Source organism: Jiella endophytica (genome assembly GCF_004519335.1).
In the GTDB taxonomy this organism is placed as follows: Bacteria; Pseudomonadota; Alphaproteobacteria; order Rhizobiales; family Rhizobiaceae; genus Jiella; species Jiella endophytica.
The window spans coordinates 93,358-113,392 of the sequence record NZ_SOZD01000002.1; the positions used below are offsets into that span (position 1 = coordinate 93,358).

General features: G+C 65.9%; 17 protein-coding genes and 2 tRNA genes. 13 read left to right on the plus strand and 6 right to left on the minus strand.

What is annotated here, in order from left to right; all coding sequences use genetic code 11:
* Positions 1 to 286: 286 nt before the first annotated feature.
* From E3C22_RS05535 to E3C22_RS05560, 6 genes are all read right to left on the minus strand, one after another.
* Positions 287 to 362: transfer RNA gene (locus E3C22_RS05535), tRNA-Arg, on the minus strand.
* Positions 363 to 373: 11 nt separating this feature from the next.
* Entirely contained in the window at positions 374 to 679 is a 306-nt protein-coding gene (locus tag E3C22_RS05540; RefSeq protein WP_134761025.1) for an ETC complex I subunit, read from the minus strand.
* Positions 680 to 872: 193 nt separating this feature from the next.
* Positions 873 to 949 (minus strand) — tRNA-Pro (locus tag E3C22_RS05545).
* 168 nt (positions 950 to 1,117) lie between these two features.
* A complete protein-coding gene (locus tag E3C22_RS05550; RefSeq protein WP_134761026.1) occupies positions 1,118 to 2,002 on the minus strand; it encodes a TauD/TfdA dioxygenase family protein in 885 nt (294 codons plus the stop codon).
* Positions 2,003 to 2,160: 158 nt separating this feature from the next.
* Entirely contained in the window at positions 2,161 to 3,363 is a 1,203-nt protein-coding gene (locus E3C22_RS05555) for a LeuA family protein (protein ID WP_167591653.1), read from the minus strand.
* Positions 3,320 to 4,657 carry an alpha-hydroxy acid oxidase gene (locus tag E3C22_RS05560; RefSeq protein WP_245514805.1) on the minus strand — a complete coding sequence of 446 codons (1,338 nt, stop codon included), beginning with the start codon at positions 4,655 to 4,657 and terminating at the stop codon, positions 3,320 to 3,322. Before E3C22_RS05560 ends, E3C22_RS05555 begins: the two co-directional genes overlap by 44 nt.
* 235 nt (positions 4,658 to 4,892) lie before the next feature.
* Between E3C22_RS05560 and E3C22_RS05565 the strand changes: the two genes are divergently transcribed.
* From E3C22_RS05565 to E3C22_RS05625, 13 genes are all read left to right on the plus strand, one after another.
* Positions 4,893 to 5,816, plus strand: a complete 924-nt coding sequence (locus tag E3C22_RS05565) for a LysR family transcriptional regulator (protein WP_134761028.1) — start codon at positions 4,893 to 4,895, stop codon at positions 5,814 to 5,816.
* A gap of 420 nt (positions 5,817 to 6,236) precedes the next feature.
* Positions 6,237 to 7,265, plus strand: a complete 1,029-nt coding sequence (locus tag E3C22_RS05570; protein ID WP_206026912.1) for a TRAP transporter substrate-binding protein — start codon at positions 6,237 to 6,239, stop codon at positions 7,263 to 7,265.
* Positions 7,262 to 7,786 (plus strand): TRAP transporter small permease, encoded by a 525-nt coding sequence (locus E3C22_RS05575; protein WP_134761029.1) that lies wholly within the window; start codon positions 7,262 to 7,264, stop codon positions 7,784 to 7,786. Before E3C22_RS05570 ends, E3C22_RS05575 begins: the two co-directional genes overlap by 4 nt.
* A gap of 16 nt (positions 7,787 to 7,802) precedes the next feature.
* Positions 7,803 to 9,089, plus strand: coding sequence for a TRAP transporter large permease (locus E3C22_RS05580; RefSeq protein WP_134761030.1), 1,287 nt, complete (start codon positions 7,803 to 7,805; stop codon positions 9,087 to 9,089).
* A gap of 45 nt (positions 9,090 to 9,134) precedes the next feature.
* Positions 9,135 to 9,734, plus strand: coding sequence for a flavin reductase family protein (locus E3C22_RS05585; RefSeq protein ID WP_134761031.1), 600 nt, complete (start codon positions 9,135 to 9,137; stop codon positions 9,732 to 9,734).
* 54 nt (positions 9,735 to 9,788) lie between these two features.
* The gene (locus tag E3C22_RS05590; RefSeq protein ID WP_134761032.1) at positions 9,789 to 11,213 is read left to right on the plus strand and encodes an FAD-binding oxidoreductase; all 1,425 of its coding nucleotides are present in this window, start codon (positions 9,789 to 9,791) and stop codon (positions 11,211 to 11,213) included.
* 403 nt (positions 11,214 to 11,616) lie between these two features.
* Positions 11,617 to 12,558 (plus strand): LysR substrate-binding domain-containing protein, encoded by a 942-nt coding sequence (locus tag E3C22_RS05595; RefSeq protein WP_134761033.1) that lies wholly within the window; start codon positions 11,617 to 11,619, stop codon positions 12,556 to 12,558.
* Positions 12,559 to 12,677: 119 nt separating this feature from the next.
* A complete protein-coding gene (locus tag E3C22_RS05600; protein WP_134761034.1) occupies positions 12,678 to 13,688 on the plus strand; it encodes a Bug family tripartite tricarboxylate transporter substrate binding protein in 1,011 nt (336 codons plus the stop codon).
* 353 nt (positions 13,689 to 14,041) lie between these two features.
* The gene (locus E3C22_RS05605; RefSeq protein WP_134761035.1) at positions 14,042 to 14,554 is read left to right on the plus strand and encodes a tripartite tricarboxylate transporter TctB family protein; all 513 of its coding nucleotides are present in this window, start codon (positions 14,042 to 14,044) and stop codon (positions 14,552 to 14,554) included.
* 4 nt (positions 14,555 to 14,558) lie between these two features.
* A complete protein-coding gene (locus E3C22_RS05610; RefSeq protein WP_134761036.1) occupies positions 14,559 to 16,121 on the plus strand; it encodes a tripartite tricarboxylate transporter permease in 1,563 nt (520 codons plus the stop codon).
* Positions 16,118 to 16,981 (plus strand): shikimate dehydrogenase, encoded by an 864-nt coding sequence (locus E3C22_RS05615; RefSeq protein WP_134761037.1) that lies wholly within the window; start codon positions 16,118 to 16,120, stop codon positions 16,979 to 16,981. The genes E3C22_RS05610 and E3C22_RS05615 overlap by 4 nt, the downstream gene beginning before the upstream one ends.
* Before the next feature lie 95 nt (positions 16,982 to 17,076).
* Positions 17,077 to 19,008, plus strand: a complete 1,932-nt coding sequence (locus E3C22_RS05620; RefSeq protein WP_134761038.1) for a bifunctional sugar phosphate isomerase/epimerase/4-hydroxyphenylpyruvate dioxygenase family protein — start codon at positions 17,077 to 17,079, stop codon at positions 19,006 to 19,008.
* A gap of 127 nt (positions 19,009 to 19,135) precedes the next feature.
* On the plus strand, positions 19,136 to 20,035 hold the full coding sequence (locus E3C22_RS05625) for a LysR family transcriptional regulator (protein ID WP_134761039.1): 900 nt from the start codon (positions 19,136 to 19,138) through the stop codon (positions 20,033 to 20,035).

The window sequence follows — 20,035 nt, forward strand, 5'->3', positions numbered from 1 at the left end:
CGACCCTCGGCAGCCGCAGTCCGGTCCACCTGGCCTTCAGTCCAATCCCGCTGGCCGCCTCGAACGCAGCCGGCAAGAACTCCCGTGCGATCCGTCGAGCGAAGGTTGCGGAAATTCCGGACCACGACCGGCATGCGGCTCGTCAGCTTCGCGACCTATGATCCGGGGTCCATGGATCTGAAACAGAGAGCTCTCCAGACCATCGACACCCCGTTCGGCACGAGATTGTCACCCATGTCTTAGGAACGGTCTGTTACCCATGTCTCCGGGCCGGACACTGAACGATTGGCGACCCCGGCAGGATTCGAACCTGCGACCATCGGCTTAGAAGGCCGGTGCTCTATCCACTGAGCTACGGGGCCGATTCCTGCCCTCAATGGGTCCAGGGCTGGCGGCGGTCGTATTTGAAATTGTCGGCATAGGCGACCCGCACCCGCTTGGGGCTGTGCGCCTCTTCGACCCTATAGGGAATATCGTTGCGCTCGGCATAGTCGACCGCCTGTTCCTTTGTCTCGAAGGTCAGGCGGATCTGCGAGCGCATGTCTTTCGACGAGGTGTAGCCCATCAGCGGCTCGACGGCCTTCGGCGCCTCGGGCTCGAATTCGAGAACCCAGTTGTGCGTCTTCGCCTTGCCCGATTGCATGGCGGTCCGGGCCGGCCGGAAGATGCGTGCAACCATGTGCGTCCTCGCTCAGTCGCTAGAGCGCCGTGCGTCCGAATGGATGCAAAGGACGCTCTCAGTTATTGAACCACCGCATCGTGCTTTTAGAAAATCGATTCCGATTTTCGGGCCGATGCTGTAACGTTGACGCACGATCTGCCGGCAGCCGAACGCTTTCCGGACACGACCACGCGCCGAGCCCGAACGTCCCTGGTCGGAGCGGCAGGATTCGAACCTGCGACCCTCTGGTCCCAAACCAGATGCGCTACCAGGCTGCGCTACGCTCCGCACACGGGGTGTCCCGTCTCGCCCTGCGGTCTGCCGGGGTTTCGACGCCAAGTCAAGCCTGAGAAAGCCGGCCGCAGACAACCGCGAGGCGCGTCCGGTATCGTCCGCGCCATCGGGTCGCCGGGCGAGGCGAGGCCGGCAGCTTCCAGCCCGTGATCCTGTGGCCGATTATGCCGCCTGCGCGGCCTCGGCGAGGACCTGGTCGGCCATCACTTGGCAGCGCTTGATCAGCCGGTGCTCCTCGGGCGTATAGTCGGCGACGGCATTGTGGATCGTGCCGAAATTGTCCCACATCAGGACGTCGTTTTCCGACCAGCGATGACGATAGCGATACTTCTCCTGCAGCTGGTGCTGGAACAGGAAGGTGAGGATCTCGTCGCTCTCGGCCTTGTCCATGCCGTCGATCCTCTCGGCATAGCCGGGATTGCAATAGAGCACGAAATCGCCGGTGATCGGATGGCGCAGGAAGATCGGTTGCGAGACCGGCGGCTTCTTGCGGCGCTGCTCGTCGGTCAGCGGCGGCCGCTTGCTGCCCTTCTCGCGCCGCATCGTTTCCCAGAACTTGTTGAAGTCGTGGGTGGCCGTCTTCGCGGCGAGCTTCTCTTTCAACTCTTCAGGCAGGTCGAGATAGGCCGCCCGCATGTTGCAGAATTCCGTGCAGCCGAGCGGCTCGCCGTTCCGGCGCGGGATCTCGATGCCGTAAAGGACGTTGGCGAAGGCCATCTCCTTGGAATAAGACATGTCGGTGTGCCAGTCCTGGCCGGCATCGGCAAGGCCGAGCGGCTTGCCGTCGACGACGATGTTGGAAAGGATCATCACCTCCGGATGGCCGGGCTCCTGATAGCTGTTCGCGACATTGATCTCGAGCGTCCCGAAGGCGCTGGAGAACCGCTTCAGCTCGGCGGCGTCCAGCGTCTGGTCAGGAAAGCTGATCACGCCGTGGCGGCCGAGCGCCTGCTTGACGGCGTGGCGGTCCGCCTCGGACAGCGGTTGTGAGAGATCCAGCCCGATGATGCGGGCGCCGAGGCTCTCGCCGGATGGAACGATCTGCATGACTTCTCCTCCTTGGCTGACTTGGCTGACCGGGCCTGCTCCCGCCGGTCGTGATGTCCCTGATCTATCGGCGCCGTCGGGCGGTGCACAGGGCCGGGCTGGGCACATCGTTGTTTCCGAAAATGCAACAAAGCTTGTTTCCGCATCGGCAACGCCGATCAGGCCGCCTTCGCCTCCTCGACGAGTGCCCGCAGTTCGTCATTGGTGACGGCACGCCGCTCGCGCGTGGCGATCACCTTGACCCGGTCGAGCAGCGCCGGGTGGGCTTCCTGCGGCAGGGTCAGGCCGAGTTCGCCGAGCTTGTGGGCGACGGATACGAGGCCGCTCTTCTTGCCGAGCAGGATCTCGCGCTTCTGCCCGACGATTTCGGGCTTGTAGGATTCGGCGGTGAAGGGCTCCTTGAGGACGCCGGCGACCACCATGCCGGCCTCGTGGCGGAAGGCGTTGGCCCCGACCACCGCTTTGTTCACCGGGACCGGAATGCGGCTCAGCGCCTCGACCCGGCGGGAGATCGCCTGAAAGGTCTCGAGCTTCAGGCCGGTGCGATAGCCTTCGAGCACCTCCAGCGCCATCACCACGTCCTCGGTCGCGGCATTGCCGCAGCGCTCGCCGAGGCCGTTGATGGTCGAGGAGACATAGTCGGCCCCGGCCCTGACGCCGGCGAGCGTGTTGGCGCAGGCAAGGCCGAAATCGTTGTGGCAGTGGATCTCGAGGGCAAGGCCGGGCGCCGCCTGCCTGATACGCGAGACGATGTCGGTGATCGCCTCCGGCAGGGCGCAGCCGGTGGTGTCGACGATCCTCAGCCGATCGACGGTGCCGCTCCGGTCGAGGGCCGCGACGAGTTCGGCGAGGAATTCCGGCTCCGCCCGCGTCGTGTCATAGGGGCTGAAGATGACTGCAAGCCCCTTGTCCCGGGCATGACGGGTCAGCATCAGCGCCTTTTCGAGATAGTCGGCATTGCTGATGCCCTTCAGCTTGTGGGCCCGCTCCACCTCGCTGATCGGAAAGCTCAGCCGGACGCCCCAGACGCCGAGAGAGGCGGCGAGATCGATGTCCTGGGTCAGGCCGCGGCAGAGGACGCTGATCCTGGCATCGAGGCCCGCGGCGACGATGGCGGCGATCGCCGCGCGATCCTCCTCGCTGCTGGCAACGGTCCCGGCCTCGATCTCGTAGACGCCGAGTTCGTCGAGCATTCGGGCGATCTCGAGCTTCGCCTCGCGGTCCATGACGATGCCGGCCTGCTGTTCGCCGTCGCGCAGGGTACAGTCGGCAATGCGGAGGGTCCGCTCTTCGCCGCCCCAGGCGGCGATGCCGGGATTAAACGGGCTCGGCCACATCCCGTTGGCTGGGGGCTGTATCATCGTTGGTCTCCCAAAGCTGGTTGTGTGTCCCGGCGGGGCTGGCATGGCGGTCGGCCGACCGGCCGAAGAGGCCCATCGCCGCCGCCGGGCCCAGCGCCGCCATCAGGTCGGCGCGGGCGATGAGGTCGGGCGTGATGTCGGCAAGCCGAGGGGCGCCGAGGAGCTGCATCACCCGGCGGAGTTCCTGGCCGAGAATCTCGACGGCGCGATCCGCTCCTGTGCCGCCGCCGGCGGCGATGCCGTAGAGCATCGCCCGGCCGATCATCACCGCATCGGCGCCAAGGGCGATCGCCTTGGCGACGTCGGCGCCGCGGCGGATCCCGCCGTCGAGGAAGACCTCCATCCGGTCTCCGACGGCGGCGCGGATCTCCGGCAGGCAGAACAGCGACGGCAGCGCGCCGTCCAGCTGGCGACCGCCGTGATTGGAAACGGCGACGGCGTCGACGCCCATTCGCGCGAGACGCGCGGCATCCTCGCCGCGTGCGATGCCCTTGACGACGAGCTTGCCCTTCCAGCCGTCGCGGATCGCCTCGAGGTCGTCCCAATCGAAGGAGGGATCGTAGTTGCGCCCGACCGTCGAGGCCGCGGTGTTGACGTCGCTGACGCCCTCGAAGGACGTCAGATTCGCCATGGTCGGCATGCCGTGGAACAGCGTCGACAGTGCCCAGCCAGGATGGAACGCAAAATCCCTGACATTGCGGGCGGTATAGCGGAACGGCACGGAGAAGTCGTTGCGGTAGTCCCGCTCGCGATTGCCGCCGACCGGCAGGTCGACGGTGATCATCAGCGCCTCGAAGCCGGCGCTTCTCGCCCGCTCGATCAGCTCGGCGGTGATCTCCCGCCGCTTGAAGATGTAGCACTGGAACCAGCGCCGGCCGTCATGACACCTCGCAATGTCCTCCAGAGTGACGCTGGCGGTGCTCGACATGGCGTAGGGTATGCCGGCGGCAGCCGCGGCGGCGGCGCTCGCATGATCGCCCCGTGGCCAGGAGAAGCCGGCTGCGCCGAAGGGCGCGACGACGATCGGAAGGGACGAGGGCGCGCCGAGAAGCGTCGTCTCGGTGGTGACTGCCGAGACATCGACCAGCGCCCGCGGCTGGAACCGCAGGCGGGAAAACGCGTCCTCGTTGCCCCGCAGGGTTCGCTCGTCCTCCGCCCCGCCATCGACGAAATCGAACACCGCCCGGGGGAGCCGGCGCTTGGCGGCGCTGCGCAGATCGCCGATCGAGCGGCATCGCGCAATGTTCCGGCGCCGCCGCGACGAGGTGGCAGGCAGATCCTGCGTCGTCATCATGGTCTTTCTCTTGCGCAAGGCGCTCCCCGCGCGATGTCGTAGGGCGGCTGTGCCGGCAACCCTGCCTTGCCGCCGCGTTCCGTTCGCCGACAGCATAACCTTCCCGGTCGCGCTTTCGACCGCTCCGCCCGAACGGATTTGGAAAAACGGTGTTTCCGATCTTCGGCGCGATCAGGGCCGGTTCGACAGCGACAGCGGCTTTCGCTCACCCGACAAGGCGGCTAAGGATCGGCCCATGCAGGATCGCCAGATCATCGGCCTGATCGCGACCTTCGTCGCGGTCGCGGAACTCGGCAGCTTCAAGCGCGCCGCGGAGGTGATCGGCCGCTCGCCCTCTGCCGTCACCACCCAGATCAACCAGCTCGAAGAGCTGCTCGGCGTCCGCCTGCTGGTGCGAACCACCCGCAATGTCAGGCTTTCCAGCGCAGGTGAGCAGTTCCTCGGTCGCGGCCGCCGCCTCCTCAACGAGACCGAAAGGCTGATCCGCGACTTTCGCGGCCAGGGCGACAAGCTCGCCGGCAAGGTCGAACTGTCGGTCTCGCCGACGATCGCCGTCAGCCTGGTGCCGAAGGTTCTGCATCTCCTTTCCGACGAGCACCCGGACGTGAAGATCACGCTCTATGAGGGACTTCGCGACGACGTTCTCAATTCCGTCGAGCGCGGCGCCGTCGATTTCGGCATCGGTCCCTATGCCGACGTGCCGCAGAGCCTCAGCTTCGAGCGCATCTTCGAGCAGCTGTTCCACCTGATATTGCCGGAAAAGCACCCGATCGCGCGCCGCGGCTTTGCGACCCCCGCCGATCTCCACGGGCTCGACCTCCTCTGCGCCAGCACCGGGGCGACGGCCAGGGCGGTGCTCGAGGAGATCGCCCGCGACGCCGGGCTGACCGTCATTCCCCGCTACGAGACGCTGCAGTATCCGACGCTCTACGCGCTGGTCGCCGGCGGTCTCGGAGCCACCGTCATGCCGGTCGTCGATCCGAACTTCCTGGCAGCGTCGCGGCTCGTCGCGGTGCCCTTCCAGGGCCGCAAGGTTTCCCGGACGATCGGCATCATCTCGCGACGCGGCGAGCCGATCACCGCGGTGTCGCAGCTGTTCATCCGTGCGATCCAGGAGACGGCCCTGCGCTATCGGGATCATTTCCAGCTGTCGGTCTGATTGTTCTGAAATTCTGAATCATAATTGCGATCTTTCCATTTGTCTGAACGGCAGGCCTGAGGCTAGCTACAAGCCATTGGCGACAGGAGGATAGCCAATGACACCATCGGACATGACGAGACCGGCATGCTGCCAGCCTGACCAGCGCGACAGGCGTGCGGACAAGATGCGGCAGCCCATGACAGGCCTGCAGTAGACCGCAATTCGGCTGCCTGCGGCAGCGATCGCATGCCCGGCCGCAGCCGACGCACCTGTACGCATGCGGTCCGGCCGGGCCGGCCAATGGCCGGCCGCCCCCAGCTTCCCTGCCGCAACACGCCGGCCGCAGACCAGGCGTCCGCGAAGCGCCGGGCGACCCCCTGACAATTCGCGATCTCGTCGTGCGAACAAGCCCAAATTCAACCCGGGAGGAACAGACCAATGGACATGAAACGACGCACGATCCTCAAGGCCGGCATCGCCGGCGGCGCGGTACTCGCAATGCCGGCCGTGCTGCGTGCCGCATCGGCGGTGGATCTGACGGTCATCAGCGGCAGCCCGACCAAGCACGTCATCTCCTCCGCCGGCGTCGAGCCGTGGATGAAAAAGGTGACCGAGCTCGTCGGCGACGCGGTCAATTTCAAATACTTCCCGGCCGGCCAGCTGGCGCCGCTGAAGGGCCTTCTCGACGCGGTTTCCGGCGGCCTCGCCGACGCCGCGCCGATCCCCGTCGGCTATTCGTCGGACAAGATGCCGCTCAACGGCGTCACCATGCTGCCGGGGCTCGGACAGTCGGCGAAAGACGTCATCATGGCCTATGACAAGGTGCTCCAGAGCGAGCTGATGATGTCGGAATATCAGAAGAACAAGCTCGTTCCCAACTGGAACCTCGCCTTCCCGCCCTATCAGTATGTCGCAACCGACGGGCCGGTGAAGACCCTCGACGGCTTCAAGGGCAAGGTGATCCGCACCGCCGGCGGCTCCACCAACCTCGCCATCCAGGCGCTCGGCGCATCGCCGGTGGATGTCGCTGCCGGCGACATCTACGTCGCGATGCAGCGCGGTACCGTCAATGCGACGATGTCGTCCTATCTCACCATCGACGGCTACGGCATTGCCGAGCTCTGCAAGGCGGCGAGCGACAACGGCTCCTTCGGCAACTTCTCCAACGTCTTCTGCTTCAACGAGACGAAGTGGAAGAGCATCCCGAAGGAGATCCAGGATTCGATGGTCGAGGCCGGCAAATGGACCGAGGAGAACATCGCCAAGGACATGCAGGAATCGAACGACGCGCTGACCAAGAAATTCGCCGACGGTGGCATGGAGATCTATTCCTTCCCGGACGACCAGCTGAAGCTGATCGACGAGAAGATGAAGTCCGTGCAGGAGGAATGGGTGACCCGGCTGACGGCACGCGGCATCCCGGCCGACAAGGCGCTCGAAGCCTATTCCTCGGCGCTCGGCGCATGAACAGCATGCGATCCGGACCGATCGGATCCGTCGACGGCGCGCTCTGCGCCGTCGAAAATCTCTGCGCCATCGTCGCCGGCGCGATCCTCGCCGGGACCATGGTTCTGGTCACCGTCGACGCATTCTCCCGCCACCTGTTCTCGGCGCCGATCTCGATCCAGTACACCTTGACCGAAAGCTACCTGATGGTCGGCGGCATCGCCCTCGCCCTGCCATGGGGATACCGGGCCGGCGGGCGCATCCGGATCGCCCTTCTCGTCGCGAACCTGCCGCTCGGCACCCAGAGCATCCTCTTCCGCGTCGGCAATCTCCTCGCGCTTCCCTATCTCGCCGCGCTGTTCTGGCTCTCGACCGGCAAGACGTGGGAGGCCTTCGCCAACCAGGAATACACGATGGGCATCATCGACTGGCCGGTTGGCTGGTCGTGGATCTGGGTGCCGATCGGCCTCGCCCTCCTCACGCTCCGCGTCCTCCTCGACACCTTGCGACCGTTCAGCCCGGCCGACATGGCCGAGCACTGACGGCCCGGGACATTCGATGACCATCCTTCTTGGAACTCTGCTGCTGATCGTGCTGCTTCTGATCGGCATCCCGGTGGCCTTTGCGCTGGGTGTCGCCGGAACCGCAGCGCTGTTCTTCATCGCCCCGGTCTCGACGATCGTCGGGCTGATGACGACGATCGTGCACGACACGATGGCGAACTACGTCATCCTCACCATCCCGGCCTTCGTGATGATGTCGGAATTCCTGTCGGTCGGCGGCATCGCCGACGACATGATGATCGCCTGCAACCGCCTGCTGCGGCGCCTGCGCGGCGGCCTGGCGATGGCCTGCGTCCTTGCCGGCGCGGTGCTCGCGGCGTCCTCCGGCTCGTCGACCGCCTCCGTCGCAACGATTTCCCGCGCCGCCTTCCCGACGATGCTGCGGCTCGGCTACGACCGCGGCCTTGCGGTCGGGACCATCGCTATCTCCGGCACGCTGGCGATCATGATCCCGCCGTCGATCGCCCTCGTCGTCTACGGCATCCTAACCGAGGAAAGCATCGGCAAGCTGTTCCTCGCCGGCATCGGCCCCGGCCTGCTGACGGCCGCCGGCTACATCGTCACCATCCTCTTCGTCCTCTGGCGCCGGCCGGATTTCGCGCCCAGCTTCCAGGACGATCTCGTCGACGAGAGCGGCGAGGCGATCGAACAGAAGGGCCGCGTCTGGCCGATCGGCCTGCTGGTGCTCCTGGTGCTCGGTTCGCTCTATTCCGGCCTTGCGACGCCCACCGAAGTCGGCGCCATCGGTACCGTCGGCGCCTTCCTCCTGTCGCTGCTCCTCGGTCGGATGACCTTCGCCAACTTCGTCCAGGCGATCGGCAACACGCTGCGCACCACCACGATGATCGTCGCGATCATCTTCGGCGCGCTGATGTTCGGCTACTTCATGACCTATACCCAGGTCACCAGCCAGCTCCTGCAGTTCATCGCCGATGCTGAGGTCGGCCCTTATGTCGTGCTGATCTGCACGCTGGTCGTCTATCTCATCCTCGGCATGCTGATGGACCAGTTCGCGATCCTCGTCCTGACGGTGCCGATCTCCTACAGCATCATCACCGGCCTGCATTTCGATCCGATCTGGTTCGGCGTGCTGATCACCAAGACGGCGGAGATCGGGCTGGTGACGCCGCCGGTCGGGCTGAACATCTTCATCGCCTCGGCCGCCACCAACACGCCGACGAAGGTGGGCTTCCGCGGCGTCGCCCCCTTCGTCGTCATGGAAATCCTGCTGCTGGCGATCCTGGTCGCATTTCCCCAGATCTCGCTTTACCTGGTCGGCTGACCAGACGACGCCACCACGGCAGCCAGACCCCACGGAGTCTTCGACATGCATTACGGCAACGAGAGGCCAGCGGACCTCCCCTACGATCCGTTCAAGGCGATCATCGCGCCGCGTCCGATCGGCTGGATCGGCACTCTCAATGCCGAGGGTGTCCCCAATCTGGGGCCGTATTCCTTCTTCTGTGCGCTCGGCTCGCATCCGCACATGATCGGCTTCAGCAGCGAGGGCCAGAAGCATTCCTATCTGAACGCCAGGGCACGCGGGGAATTCACCTTCTCGCTTGCCACCGAGGCGCTGACCGAAGCGATGAACGTCTCCTCGGCGGCGGTCGATGATGGCGCGAACGAGTTCCGCCTCGCCGGCCTCACTCTCGGCCAGCCGGTCGAGATCGCCACACCCTTCGTCGCCGAAAGCCCGGCGGCGCTCGAATGCGTGACCCTGTCGGCCGAACAGCTGCGCGACAGGGACGGCCAACTCGTCGACCGCTATTTCGTCATCGGCCAGGTGGTCCGCACCCATATCCGCGACGAATATATCCGCGACGGCCGCTTTGACACCGCTGCGGCGCGCCCGATCGCCCGGATGGGCTACCGCGACTATTCGACCGTCACCGAAGCCTGGGAGCTGATGCGGCCCGACGACTGAGGCCGGGCCGGAACGCCGCGAGGCGCGAAGACCTCGGGAGATGGGATGGTGGCGATGACGGATGGCAACGGCTTTCTGAACGCCCTGCGCGACATCGTGGGCGAGACGCACGTCCTCACGACCCCTGCCGATACCGAGCCGTATTACGTCGACTGGGTGGGCAGGACGCGTGGGACGGCGCTCTGCGTCTGCCTGCCCGCCAGCACGCAGGAGGTCTCGGCCGTCGTCGCGCTGTGCGCGCGGGACGCCGTGCCGGTGTTCCCGCAGGGCGGCAATACCAGCTCCTGCGGCGGCTCGGTGCCGCTTGAAGAGGGCCGCGGCATCCTGCTCAGCCTGCGCCGGATGAATCGAATTCTCTCCGTCGAACCGGAGAACGACGCGATCGTCGCCGAGGCCGGGGCGATCCTCGTCGAGGTGAAGGCCGCAGCGGAAGCGGCAGACCGTCTGTTCCCGCTCTCCTTGTCCTCCGAAGGCTCCTGCGCCATCGGCGGCAATGTCTCGACCAATGCCGGCGGCACGGCCGCCCTGCGCTACGGCACGATGCGCGATCTCGTCCTCGGCCTCGAGGTGGTGCTTGCCGACGGTCGCATCTGGGACGGGCTGCGGATCCTTCGGAAGGACAACACCGGCTACGACATGAAGGCGATGTTCGTCGGCTCCGAGGGAACCCTCGGCATCGTCACCAGGGTGGCGCTGAAGCTCTTCCCGCTGCCGCGCCACCGGGCCACTGCCTTCGTCGCCGTGGACACGGTGGCCGGTGCGGCGACGCTCCTTGGCCGCTGCAAGGCGGAATTCGGGCCGCTGCTCGATGCCTTCGAGCTGTTTTCCGGCTCGCAGCTCGACATCGTCTGCCGCCATGTCGAGGGCAACCGTCGGCCGATCGACAGCGACCATCCGTGGTATGTGCTGATGGAGCTTCAGACGCGGGACGGCGCAAAAGAGCTCTCGTCGCGGCTCGAAGCTCTGATCGGCGAGGCGCTCGAAGACGGTTCTGCGGCCGATGCGGCGCTCGCCCAGTCGCATGCCCAGGCCGAGGCGCTCTGGCGGCTGCGCCACAGCGTGTCCGAAGCCAACCGTCGCCACGGCCTCAACTTCACCCATGACGTCGCCGTGCCGATCGGCAGGATCGCCGATTTCATGCAAGAGGCGGATGCGGCGATGGCGAGCGACTTTCCCGAAGCGGAGATCTTCAGCGTCAGCCACATGGGCGACGGCAACGTCCACTACACCGCGATCTTCCGGCCTGGTGCGGTCAAGGCGAGCGGCGCCGATGCGCGCGATCTCGGCGCCAGGGTGACGCGGAAGGTCCACGACATCGCCGTCGGCCTCGGCGGCACATTCGGCGCCGAGCACGGCATCGGCCAGCGCTACCGGGCGTCTCTCCAGCGCTACAAGTCAGAGGTGGAGCTCGATCTCTTCCGCGCGATGAAGAGGGCGCTCGACCCGCAGGGCATCCTCAATCCCGGCAAGGTCCTCTGATCGCGGCTGATCCGCCTCTTCGCCGCGGCGGCCAGTCTGATCACGAAGAGCCCCACCACGGCGCCGCTACTGTGGCGACGAAACGCGCCGCGCGGCCAGCGCCGCCTCGGTGAGGACGTAGCGCGCGACGATCTCGGCGCATTCGCGAGCCGTGTCGATGATCGCGTCCGGCATGACGCGGCGATGGTCGGCGCCGAGGCGTCCTGGCGCGCCTCAGCCCGCTTTGCCCGCTGATGTGGTTTGGAGCGTTCCAAGCGCGAATGCTAAGAACGAGAATTGAGGAGACCGTCGTTCGGGGGAAACGCATGGCCGGCAAGACAGGAAAAGCGGCGCTGAGACCGGTCACTGGGGAGTGCGCGAGGCTGAAATTCGCGGCATGGCTATGCCTCGGTCAAAAGCCCCGATGAGCGCGCGACCGTCTCTGACACTGAAGCAGATCGAGATCGTGCGGGCGGTGATGGTAAGCGGCTCGATCGCAGGGGCGGCCCGGCTCCTGAATGTCAGTCAGCCCGGCATCAGCCGCGCGATGAAGCATATCGAGACCTCACTCGGCATCCGCCTCTTCAATCGCGAGGCCGGACGCTACGTGCCGGCGCCGGAAGCCGGAGCCGTCTTCGCGCAGATCCAGGAGGTCCACCAGCGCGTCAGCAATCTTCAGGAGGCGGTCGGGCGGCTGGAACGCGGCAAGGCGGTGGAACTGCGGGTGGGGTCGGTCCCTTCGATCGCCCAGAGCATGATGCCACCCGCCATCGCCGCCGTGCGTCGGCGCTACGCCGATCTGCGGATGAATGTCGAAATCCTCAAGATCGAGGAGGCGATCGACTACATCCTCATCGGGCGCGGCGAGTGTGTCGCCATGAGCTACCGGCTCGAGCATCCCTCCATCCGCTTCGACAAGCTGGCGAGGGGCCATCTCGTCTGCATCACGCCGAAGGATCATCCGCTCGCCGAGCGGAAAAGCGTCAGCGCGCGTGAGATCGTCGCCCATCCGCTGATCGGCATCGAGCCGACTGATCCTTACGGACGCATCATGGCTGCGATCTTCGAGCGCGAAAGCCTGCCCTATGACGTGATCGTCAAGGCCCGCTTCGGCTCCACGGTCGCCGCCCTGGTGGCCCAGGGGATCGGCATCGCGGTCCTCGACGTCTTCACCGTCGCCGATCTGCCGCGCGACAGGCTGGCCGTGGTTTCCATCGCCGAGGATACGGATTTCGACACTTTCGTCGCCTCGCGCGCCGGCGCCGTGCTTTCTTCCTTCGCCCAGCGTTTCGTCGAGGAGTTGCGGCGCCAGATGCTCCGGGTCGCCGCTGCGCCAGTGGCGGAAATAACAGGAAGGTATAGCTGACCGGCAATTTGGTATTTGCGTTATCGTGCGTCTGCTGAAAATGTGCGCGCCCAAGATGCCGCAAGTCGGGTGGCGGCGTCGGATCGGAGGACCCCGGCAAACATTCAGGGAGGCCAATCTTGAAATTCACCGCACTTTTTGCGTCCGCGCTAGCCGCGACCGTCGCATTCACCGTCACGCCGTCGCTCGCCCAGGACTATCCCACCAAGGAGATCCAGGGCATCATCCAGTGGGGCGCCGGCGGCTCGACCGATACGGTCATGCGCGCCGTCACGCCGAAGGCCGAGGAGGTCCTCGGCCAGTCGATCGTCCTGCAGAACGTTACCGGCGGCGTCGGCGCCATTGCGCTGAACAAGGTCGCCAGCGGCAAGGCCGACGGCTACACGCTTTTGATGGGCGCGGAAAACCCGCTGCTCTACAAGGTCATGGGTCTCGGCACCAAGGATTACTCGGACTTCGTTCCGATCGACATCCTCGCCCGTGGCACGCCGATCCTCGTCGCACGCCCGGACGCGCCCTTCGACGACTACGCGTCGATGATGGCCTACATCAAGGAGCATCCGAACGAGGTGAAGTTCGGCTCGACCGGTCCTGGCGGTGTCCCTTCAGTGGTCACCGCGATGATCGAGAACGCCGAGGGCAAGCTGCCCGTCACCTTCATTCCCTATGACGGCGACGGCCCGGCGCTGACAGCACTGCAGGGCAAGGCGATCGACGTCATGCCCGCCGTGCTCGGCGCCGCCATCGAGGGCGTGAAGGCCGGCAAGATGAAGCCATTAGCGATCATCGCCACGGAACCCGTCGAGCAGCTTCCCGACGTCAAGCCGATCACCGACGCGAACGAGAAATTCGGCAAGTTCCTGCCCTGGGGCCCGTTCTTCGGCATCTTCGCGCCGAAGGGCACGCCCGAGAACGCAGTAGCCAAGCTCCAGGACGCCTTCAAGCAGGCGGCGAACGAGGACAAGTTCAAGGAGCTGATGGACAATCGCGGCTTCATCCTGATGAACGTCGCCGGCAACGAGGCCGAGGACTTCATGACCAAGTGGCAGTCGAACACCACCTGGCTTTTGCAGGACGCCGGGCTGACCAAGAAGTCCCCCGAAGAGTTCGACATCAAGAAGCCCGAGTGAGACGACGGGGCGCGGCGGCAGACGCCGCGCCCCGTTTTTTTGAAGGCGAAGGCCCGCACGCGGCCGGATGGATAAGGGCCGAGGCAACATACCCCACTCTGCCTGCCGGCATCTCCCCCACAAGGGGGGAGATCGATCTCGTGCCGGCGCTTTCGCGACAGTTGAAGCGCGTGGGCTGGCACGACCGTCGACGAGATCTCGGCGTCCCTCGAAGTGGCCGATCTCCCCCTTGTGGGGTAGATGCCCGGCAGGGCAGAGGGGGGTCAATAGCGCCGCCTGAGAAAGCCGGGCCAACCGACAGCTTCCGCAGCCCAGCAACCGCATCGACCGAAATTATCGGGAGGAATTCAGCCATGGCCGCCAAACGTGCGCGCCGCCCCGGAGAAACGGCGTTTACCGGCCTTCTCCTCGTCGTCAGCCTATTCCTCCTGTGGAGCGCCTATGGCATTTCCGGCTTCGAGTCGCTGAGTTCGGCCGGCGCCGTTCCCTTGGCGACGACCTTCGCCATGGTCGTGACGGCGGCAATCGTCCTCTTCAAGACCAATCGCATGGTCCCCGCTGCCGACGAAAAGCTCGGACACGAGGTCCTGCCGCCGATGGTCATGGTCTTCGCCGTTTTGCTTCTCGTCTACGCCTTGCTGCTCGAACCACTGGGCTTCCTGCCGACGTCGTTCCTGTTTCTCGTCGTCGCGATCCGGCTTCTGTCGCACCGCTCCTGGCTTTATGCCGCCGCGATTTCGCTTCTCAGCCTCGCTCTCATCTACATCCTGTTCCGCATCGTCTTCACCGTCCTGATGCCGCCCGGCATCGTACCGGAAGGCGAGATCCTGTCCTGGCTGCGCCAAGCGACGGGCGTGAGGTTCTGAAGTCATGGACGCGGTCTTCTCCTTCCTCACCGTCTACACCCATCCCGAGCTCTTCGCCCTCGTCGCCGTCGGAACCTTCGCCGGCGTCTATGTCGGCGCGATCCCCGGCCTCTCCGTCACGATGGCCGTGTCGATCCTGATCTCCTTCACCTTCTCCTGGGACGTCCTGCCGGCCATCGCGCTGATGATCGGTATCTATATGGGCGGCGTGTATGGCGGCTCGCGCACGGCGATCCTCCTCAACATTCCCGGCGCCCCCTCGGCCATTGCCACCGCCCTCGATGGCTATCCGATGGCAAAGCGCGGCCAGGCCGGCGAGGCGATCGGCATCACCACGGTGATGAGTTTCATCGGCGGATTCGTCGGCATCGCGGTGCTGGCCGTCGCGGCGCCCTTCGTCTCCGACTTCGCGCTGTCCTTCCAGCCGCGCGACTACATGCTGCTCGCCGTTCTCGGCCTCCTCCTCGTCGGCTCGCTCGCTGGCGAGTCACTCGTCAAAGGCATTTTCTGCGGCGCCCTCGGTCTGATGCTCGGCACCGTCGGCATGGACCCCCTGACCTTCACCCAGCGCTTCACCTTCGACCTGCCGCTCTTGCAGTCGGGGATTTCCTTCATCGCCGTGATGATCGGTCTCTTCGGCGTCTCCGAGGCGCTGAGCCAGCTCCACGACGTCGACAAGCAGGCGGTGCGCCAGAAGATTTCGCGCATCGTGCCCTCCTGGGGCACGGTGACCAAGCACCTGCCTCTGTCGATGCAGACCTCGGCGCTGGGCGTTCTCATCGGCGCCCTGCCCGGCACCGGCGGCGACATCGCCGCTCTGATGGCCTACGACCACGCCAAGCGTGTCACCCGCAATCCAGAGCGCGAATTCGGCGACGGCGCGATCGAGGGGCTGGTCGCGCCGGAGACGGCCAACAACGCCGCCGTCGGCGGCGCTTTCATCCCCATGATGACCCTCGGCATACCCGGCGACGCCGTCACCGCCATCATGATCGGCGCCCTGTTCATCCATGGTCTGAACCCCGGGCCGATGCTGATGGTGGAAAAGCCGGACATGTTCTGGTTCATCGTCGGCGGCCTGGTGCTGGCCAATTTCTGCATGCTGTTCTTCGGCCTCACCGGCATCAAGCTCTTCGTCAAGATCGTGGAGATGCCCCGGGCCGTGCTCGTGCCACTGATCATGCTGCTGTCGATCGTCGGCGCCTATGCGGTCAACAACTCGATCAGCGACGTCTACTGGATGCTCGGCTTCGGCGTCTTCGGCTACTTCCTGAAGCTCTACGGCTATCCGCTGGGTCCGATCATCCTCGGCGTGATCCTCTCGCGCCTGCTCGACGACAACTGGCGGCGCGCGATCCTGTCGGAACGCGGCAGCCTCGAAGGCTTCTTCATGGGCATCCTCACCAGCCCACTTTCGCTGGTGCTCTTCCTGTCGGTGATCTTCATCTTCGTCTCGCAGACGCCGCCCTGGAAGCGCTGGCGCAAGCGCCGCGAGGCGCTGCGGGCAAGGATCGACCCCGCCAAGCCCGCAAAAGTGACGACCAACAAAGGGGACCTGCCCCGATGACGATCACCTCCGCGGCCCGCGGCACACCCGAGACCCTGACCCTCGGCCTGATCGGCGCCGGCATCGGCCTGTCGCGGACCCCGGCGATGCAGGAGGCCGAGGGCATGGCGCATGGCTACCGCACCGTTTACCGCCTGTTCGATACCGGCCAGATGGCGAGCCCGCCGCCCCTCGGCGATCTCCTGAAGGCGATGGAGCTGACCGGCTATGCCGGGCTCAACATCACCTATCCCTACAAGATCGCGGTGCTCGAACAGCTCGACGAGCTCGGCCCCGAGGCCGAGGCGCTCGGCGCCGTCAATACGATCGTCCTCCGGGGCGGCAGGCGGATTGGCTACAACACCGATCTCGGCGGCTTCGCGGACAGTTTTGCGAGGGAGATGGCGGGCGCGAAGCGGCGTCGGGTTCTCCAGATCGGGGCGGGCGGCGCGGGAATGGCCGTCGCCTTCGCCCTCCTCGACAACGGCGTCGAAGAGCTCTGCGTTTTCGACATCGATCGTTTGCGCGCAGAGAGCCTCGTCGCAATAGCCGCCCGGCGCTTTGGACCGGCCCGGCTGCGCCTCGTCCACGCCGTCGACGGCACATACGACGGCATCGTCAACGCCACGCCGATCGGCACCGACAAGCGGCCAGGGACGCCCTACCCGCTCGAGCGCCTGACGCCGGAGATCTTCGTCGCCGACGTCAACTATTTCCCGCTCGAGACCGAGCTCGTGAAGGCCGCCAAGGCAAAGGGCTGCCTTGCCATGGGCGGCGCGGGAATGGCCGTCGGCCAGGCCGTGCGCTCTTTTCGCCACTTCACCGGCCTCGACGCCGATCCCGGGCGGATGATGGCGACGTTTCTGGCGCTGGGGACTTGAGTGGTGCGGGGTATTGGCATGGTAGCGCCAAGGCACCCGGCAACGGAACGACACGCATCCCGAGCCCCGACCACCGCGACGTTAAGGAGCCCCGCATGAAGACGGCGATTGCCACCGTGTCGATCTCGGGGGATCTGAAGGAAAAGCTCGCGGCGATCGCCGCCGCCGGCTTTTCCGGGGTCGAGATCTTCGAGAACGACTTTCTCGCCTTCGACGGCGGCCCGCGGGAGGTCGGCCAGATGGTCCGCGACCACGGGCTCGAGATCTCCCTCTACCAGCCCTTCCGCGACTTCGAGGGAATGCCCGAGCCGCAGCGCTCGCGCACCTTCGACCGGGCCGAGCGCAAGTTCGACGTGATGGCCGAACTCGGCACCGACCTCATGCTGGTCTGCTCCAACGTCTCGCCGATCAGCCTCGGCGGCATCGACCGGGCGGCCGCCGATTTTCGCGAGCTCGGCGAACGGGCCGCAAGACGCGGCCTGAAGATCGGCTACGAGGCGCTTGCCTGGGGCCGCCATGTCAGCGACCACCGCGACGCCTGGGAGGTGGTGCGGCGGGCCGACCATCCGGCTGTCGGTGTCATCCTCGATTCCTTCCACACGCTGGCGCGCGGCATCGACCCGGAGACGATCCGCTCGATCCCGGGCGATCGCATCGCCTTCATCCAGCTTGCCGACGCGCCCAAGATCGACATGGACCTCCTCTACTGGAGCCGCCACTTCCGCAACATGCCGGGCGAAGGCGACCTCGACGTCCCCGCCTTCATGCGGGCGGTGATGGCGACCGGCTATCAGGGTGTCGTCTCCCTGGAGATCTTCAACGACCAGTTCCGCGGCGGCTCGCCGAAGTCGATCGCCGTCGACGGTTATCGCTCCCTCGTCAACCTCATGGACGGCGTGCGGCGCCGGGAGCCGTCGATCGCCGTCGACCTGCCCGCCATGCCGGACAGGATCGCGGCGAAGGGGATCGAATTCGTCGAATTCACCGCCAACGAGACGGAGGCCGGCGAACTCGGCGGCCTGTTTGCGGCGATGGGTTTTCGCAAGGCCGGCCGGCACGTCTCCAAGGACGTTTCGCTATGGCGCCAGGGCGAGATCAACCTCGTCGTCAACACCGAGCGCGAGGGCTTCGCCCATGCCGCCTATCTCGTCCACGGAACCAGCGTCTGCGACATCGGGCTGAAGGTCGAGGATGCGACAGCGACGCTCGAGCGGGCGCGGGCGCTGAAGGCCGAGCCCTTCGAACAGCCGGTCGGGCCGGGCGAATTGAAGATCCCGGCGATCCGCGGCGTCGGTGCCGGGATCATGCATTTCCTCGACGACGAGAGCGAGTTGAGAAACGTCTGGGACATCGAGTTCCGGGTCGAAGAGTCAGACGATGCGTCGGAGACTCCTGCCGGGGAGCCGGCCGACGGCCCGCTTCCCGGCGCGGGCCTCACCCGCATCGACCACATCGCCCAGACGATGAACTACGAGGAAATGCTCACCTGGACGCTGTTCTACACGGCGATCTTCGCCACCCGCCGCACGCCGATGGTCGACATCGTCGATCCCGGCGGTCTCATCCGCAGCCAGGCGATCGAGACCGCGGACGGCTCGCTGCGCATCACCCTCAACGGCGCCGAGAACAGGAAGACGCTGGCCGGCCATTTCATCGCCGAAAGCTTCGGCTCCTCGGTCCAGCACCTCGCCTTTTCGACCGACGACATCTTCGCCACCGCGGAGCGGCTCAAGGCGCATGGTTTCGCGCCGCTGGCGATCACCGCCAATTATTACGACGACCTCGAGGCACGCTTCGGCCTCGATCCGGATTTTGCCGACCGACTGAAGGCGGAAAACATCCTCTACGACCGCGACGGCGACGGCGGCGAATATTTCCAGCTCTACAGCCCGAATTACGGCGAGGGCTTCTTCTTCGAGATCGTCGAGCGCCGCGGCGGCTATGACGGCTATGGCGCGGCGAACGCCCAGTTCCGCATCGCCGCGCAGAAGCGCAGTCTGAGGCCGAAGGGCATGCCCCGCGGCTGAGCCCTAGCCAGCAGAGCGAGGACCGGCGCCCGGCCTCAATCGTCGCCTGCCGGTTCGACATGGTGCTCGCCTTGCGCCATGACGAGCAGAGCGATAACGCCGGCAGAGCTGGAGGCGAGCGGGGCGCATGGACAGGCTTCGGGAAATGGAGACGTTCGTCGTCGTCGTCGAGCGGCAGAGCTTCACCGACGCCGCGCGGCAGCTCAACGTGGCGCGTTCGACCGTCACCAAGATCGTCGCCGGGCTGGAAGCCCGGCTCGGGTTGAGGCTGCTGACGCGCTCGACCCATCACCTCTCGCCGACCGCCGCGGGGCAGATCTTCGCCGAGGAAGCCAGAACGATCCTCGAGCAGGTGGAACGGCTGCAGCACAAGATCGGCGAGGAGCAGACGGAGATCGCCGGCGAGATCCGTATCGGCTCGCCGCCCTCCTTCGGCTCCGTCCACCTTCTGCCGGCGCTGCAGCAGTTCCGCCGGCAATATCCCGGCGTCACCTTCGAGCTGCCGCTCGACGACGGCTCGATCAATCTCGTCAAGGAAGGGCTGGACCTTTCGATCCGCATCGCGCCGATCCTGAGGGACACGGCGCTGGTCGCTCGGCTGCTCGTCAAGGTGCCGCAGGTCCTCGTCGCATCGCCGGCCTATCTCGAGGTGCGTGGCACGCCGCAGTCGCCAGAGATGCTGGCCGAGCACAACTGCCTCGTCCACACGATCAAGTCGCCGGCCCGCGACTGGAGCTTCGACGACGGGGTCAGCGTGCGTGTGAGCGGAACCGTCGCCTCCAATCTCGGCGAGGTGCTGCGCGCCGCAGCGCTCTCCGGCGAAGGCATCTCCATCCATCCGACCTACATGGTCAGCAACGAGCTGAAATCCGGCGCGCTCGTCCGCGTCCTGCCGGACCACCGGCCGGAAGAGATGTCGATCTACGCGATCTATGCGGAACGGCGCTTTCGGCCGAAGCGGGTGCTGATCTTCCTCGACTTCCTGCGCGACTGGCTGCGTCGGCAGTCGGACTGGTTCATCGACTGA

Excerpts from the sequence above, each read along its gene's own strand:
- E3C22_RS05540 (WP_134761025.1), bottom strand. The coding sequence starts at position 679 with ATGGTTGCACGCATCTTCCGGCCGGCCCGGACCGCCATGCAATCGGGC.
- E3C22_RS05550 (WP_134761026.1), bottom strand. The coding sequence starts at position 2,002 with ATGCAGATCGTTCCATCCGGCGAGAGCCTCGGCGCCCGCATCATCGGG.
- E3C22_RS05555 (WP_167591653.1), bottom strand. The coding sequence starts at position 3,363 with ATGATACAGCCCCCAGCCAACGGGATGTGGCCGAGCCCGTTTAATCCC.
- E3C22_RS05560 (WP_245514805.1), bottom strand. The coding sequence starts at position 4,657 with ATGATGACGACGCAGGATCTGCCTGCCACCTCGTCGCGGCGGCGCCGG.
- E3C22_RS05565 (WP_134761028.1), top strand. The coding sequence starts at position 4,893 with ATGCAGGATCGCCAGATCATCGGCCTGATCGCGACCTTCGTCGCGGTC.
- E3C22_RS05570 (WP_206026912.1), top strand. The coding sequence starts at position 6,237 with ATGGACATGAAACGACGCACGATCCTCAAGGCCGGCATCGCCGGCGGC.
- E3C22_RS05575 (WP_134761029.1), top strand. The coding sequence starts at position 7,262 with ATGAACAGCATGCGATCCGGACCGATCGGATCCGTCGACGGCGCGCTC.
- E3C22_RS05580 (WP_134761030.1), top strand. The coding sequence starts at position 7,803 with ATGACCATCCTTCTTGGAACTCTGCTGCTGATCGTGCTGCTTCTGATC.
- E3C22_RS05585 (WP_134761031.1), top strand. The coding sequence starts at position 9,135 with ATGCATTACGGCAACGAGAGGCCAGCGGACCTCCCCTACGATCCGTTC.
- E3C22_RS05590 (WP_134761032.1), top strand. The coding sequence starts at position 9,789 with ATGACGGATGGCAACGGCTTTCTGAACGCCCTGCGCGACATCGTGGGC.
- E3C22_RS05595 (WP_134761033.1), top strand. The coding sequence starts at position 11,617 with ATGAGCGCGCGACCGTCTCTGACACTGAAGCAGATCGAGATCGTGCGG.
- E3C22_RS05605 (WP_134761035.1), top strand. The coding sequence starts at position 14,042 with ATGGCCGCCAAACGTGCGCGCCGCCCCGGAGAAACGGCGTTTACCGGC.
- E3C22_RS05610 (WP_134761036.1), top strand. The coding sequence starts at position 14,559 with ATGGACGCGGTCTTCTCCTTCCTCACCGTCTACACCCATCCCGAGCTC.
- E3C22_RS05615 (WP_134761037.1), top strand. The coding sequence starts at position 16,118 with ATGACGATCACCTCCGCGGCCCGCGGCACACCCGAGACCCTGACCCTC.
- E3C22_RS05620 (WP_134761038.1), top strand. The coding sequence starts at position 17,077 with ATGAAGACGGCGATTGCCACCGTGTCGATCTCGGGGGATCTGAAGGAA.
- E3C22_RS05625 (WP_134761039.1), top strand. The coding sequence starts at position 19,136 with ATGGACAGGCTTCGGGAAATGGAGACGTTCGTCGTCGTCGTCGAGCGG.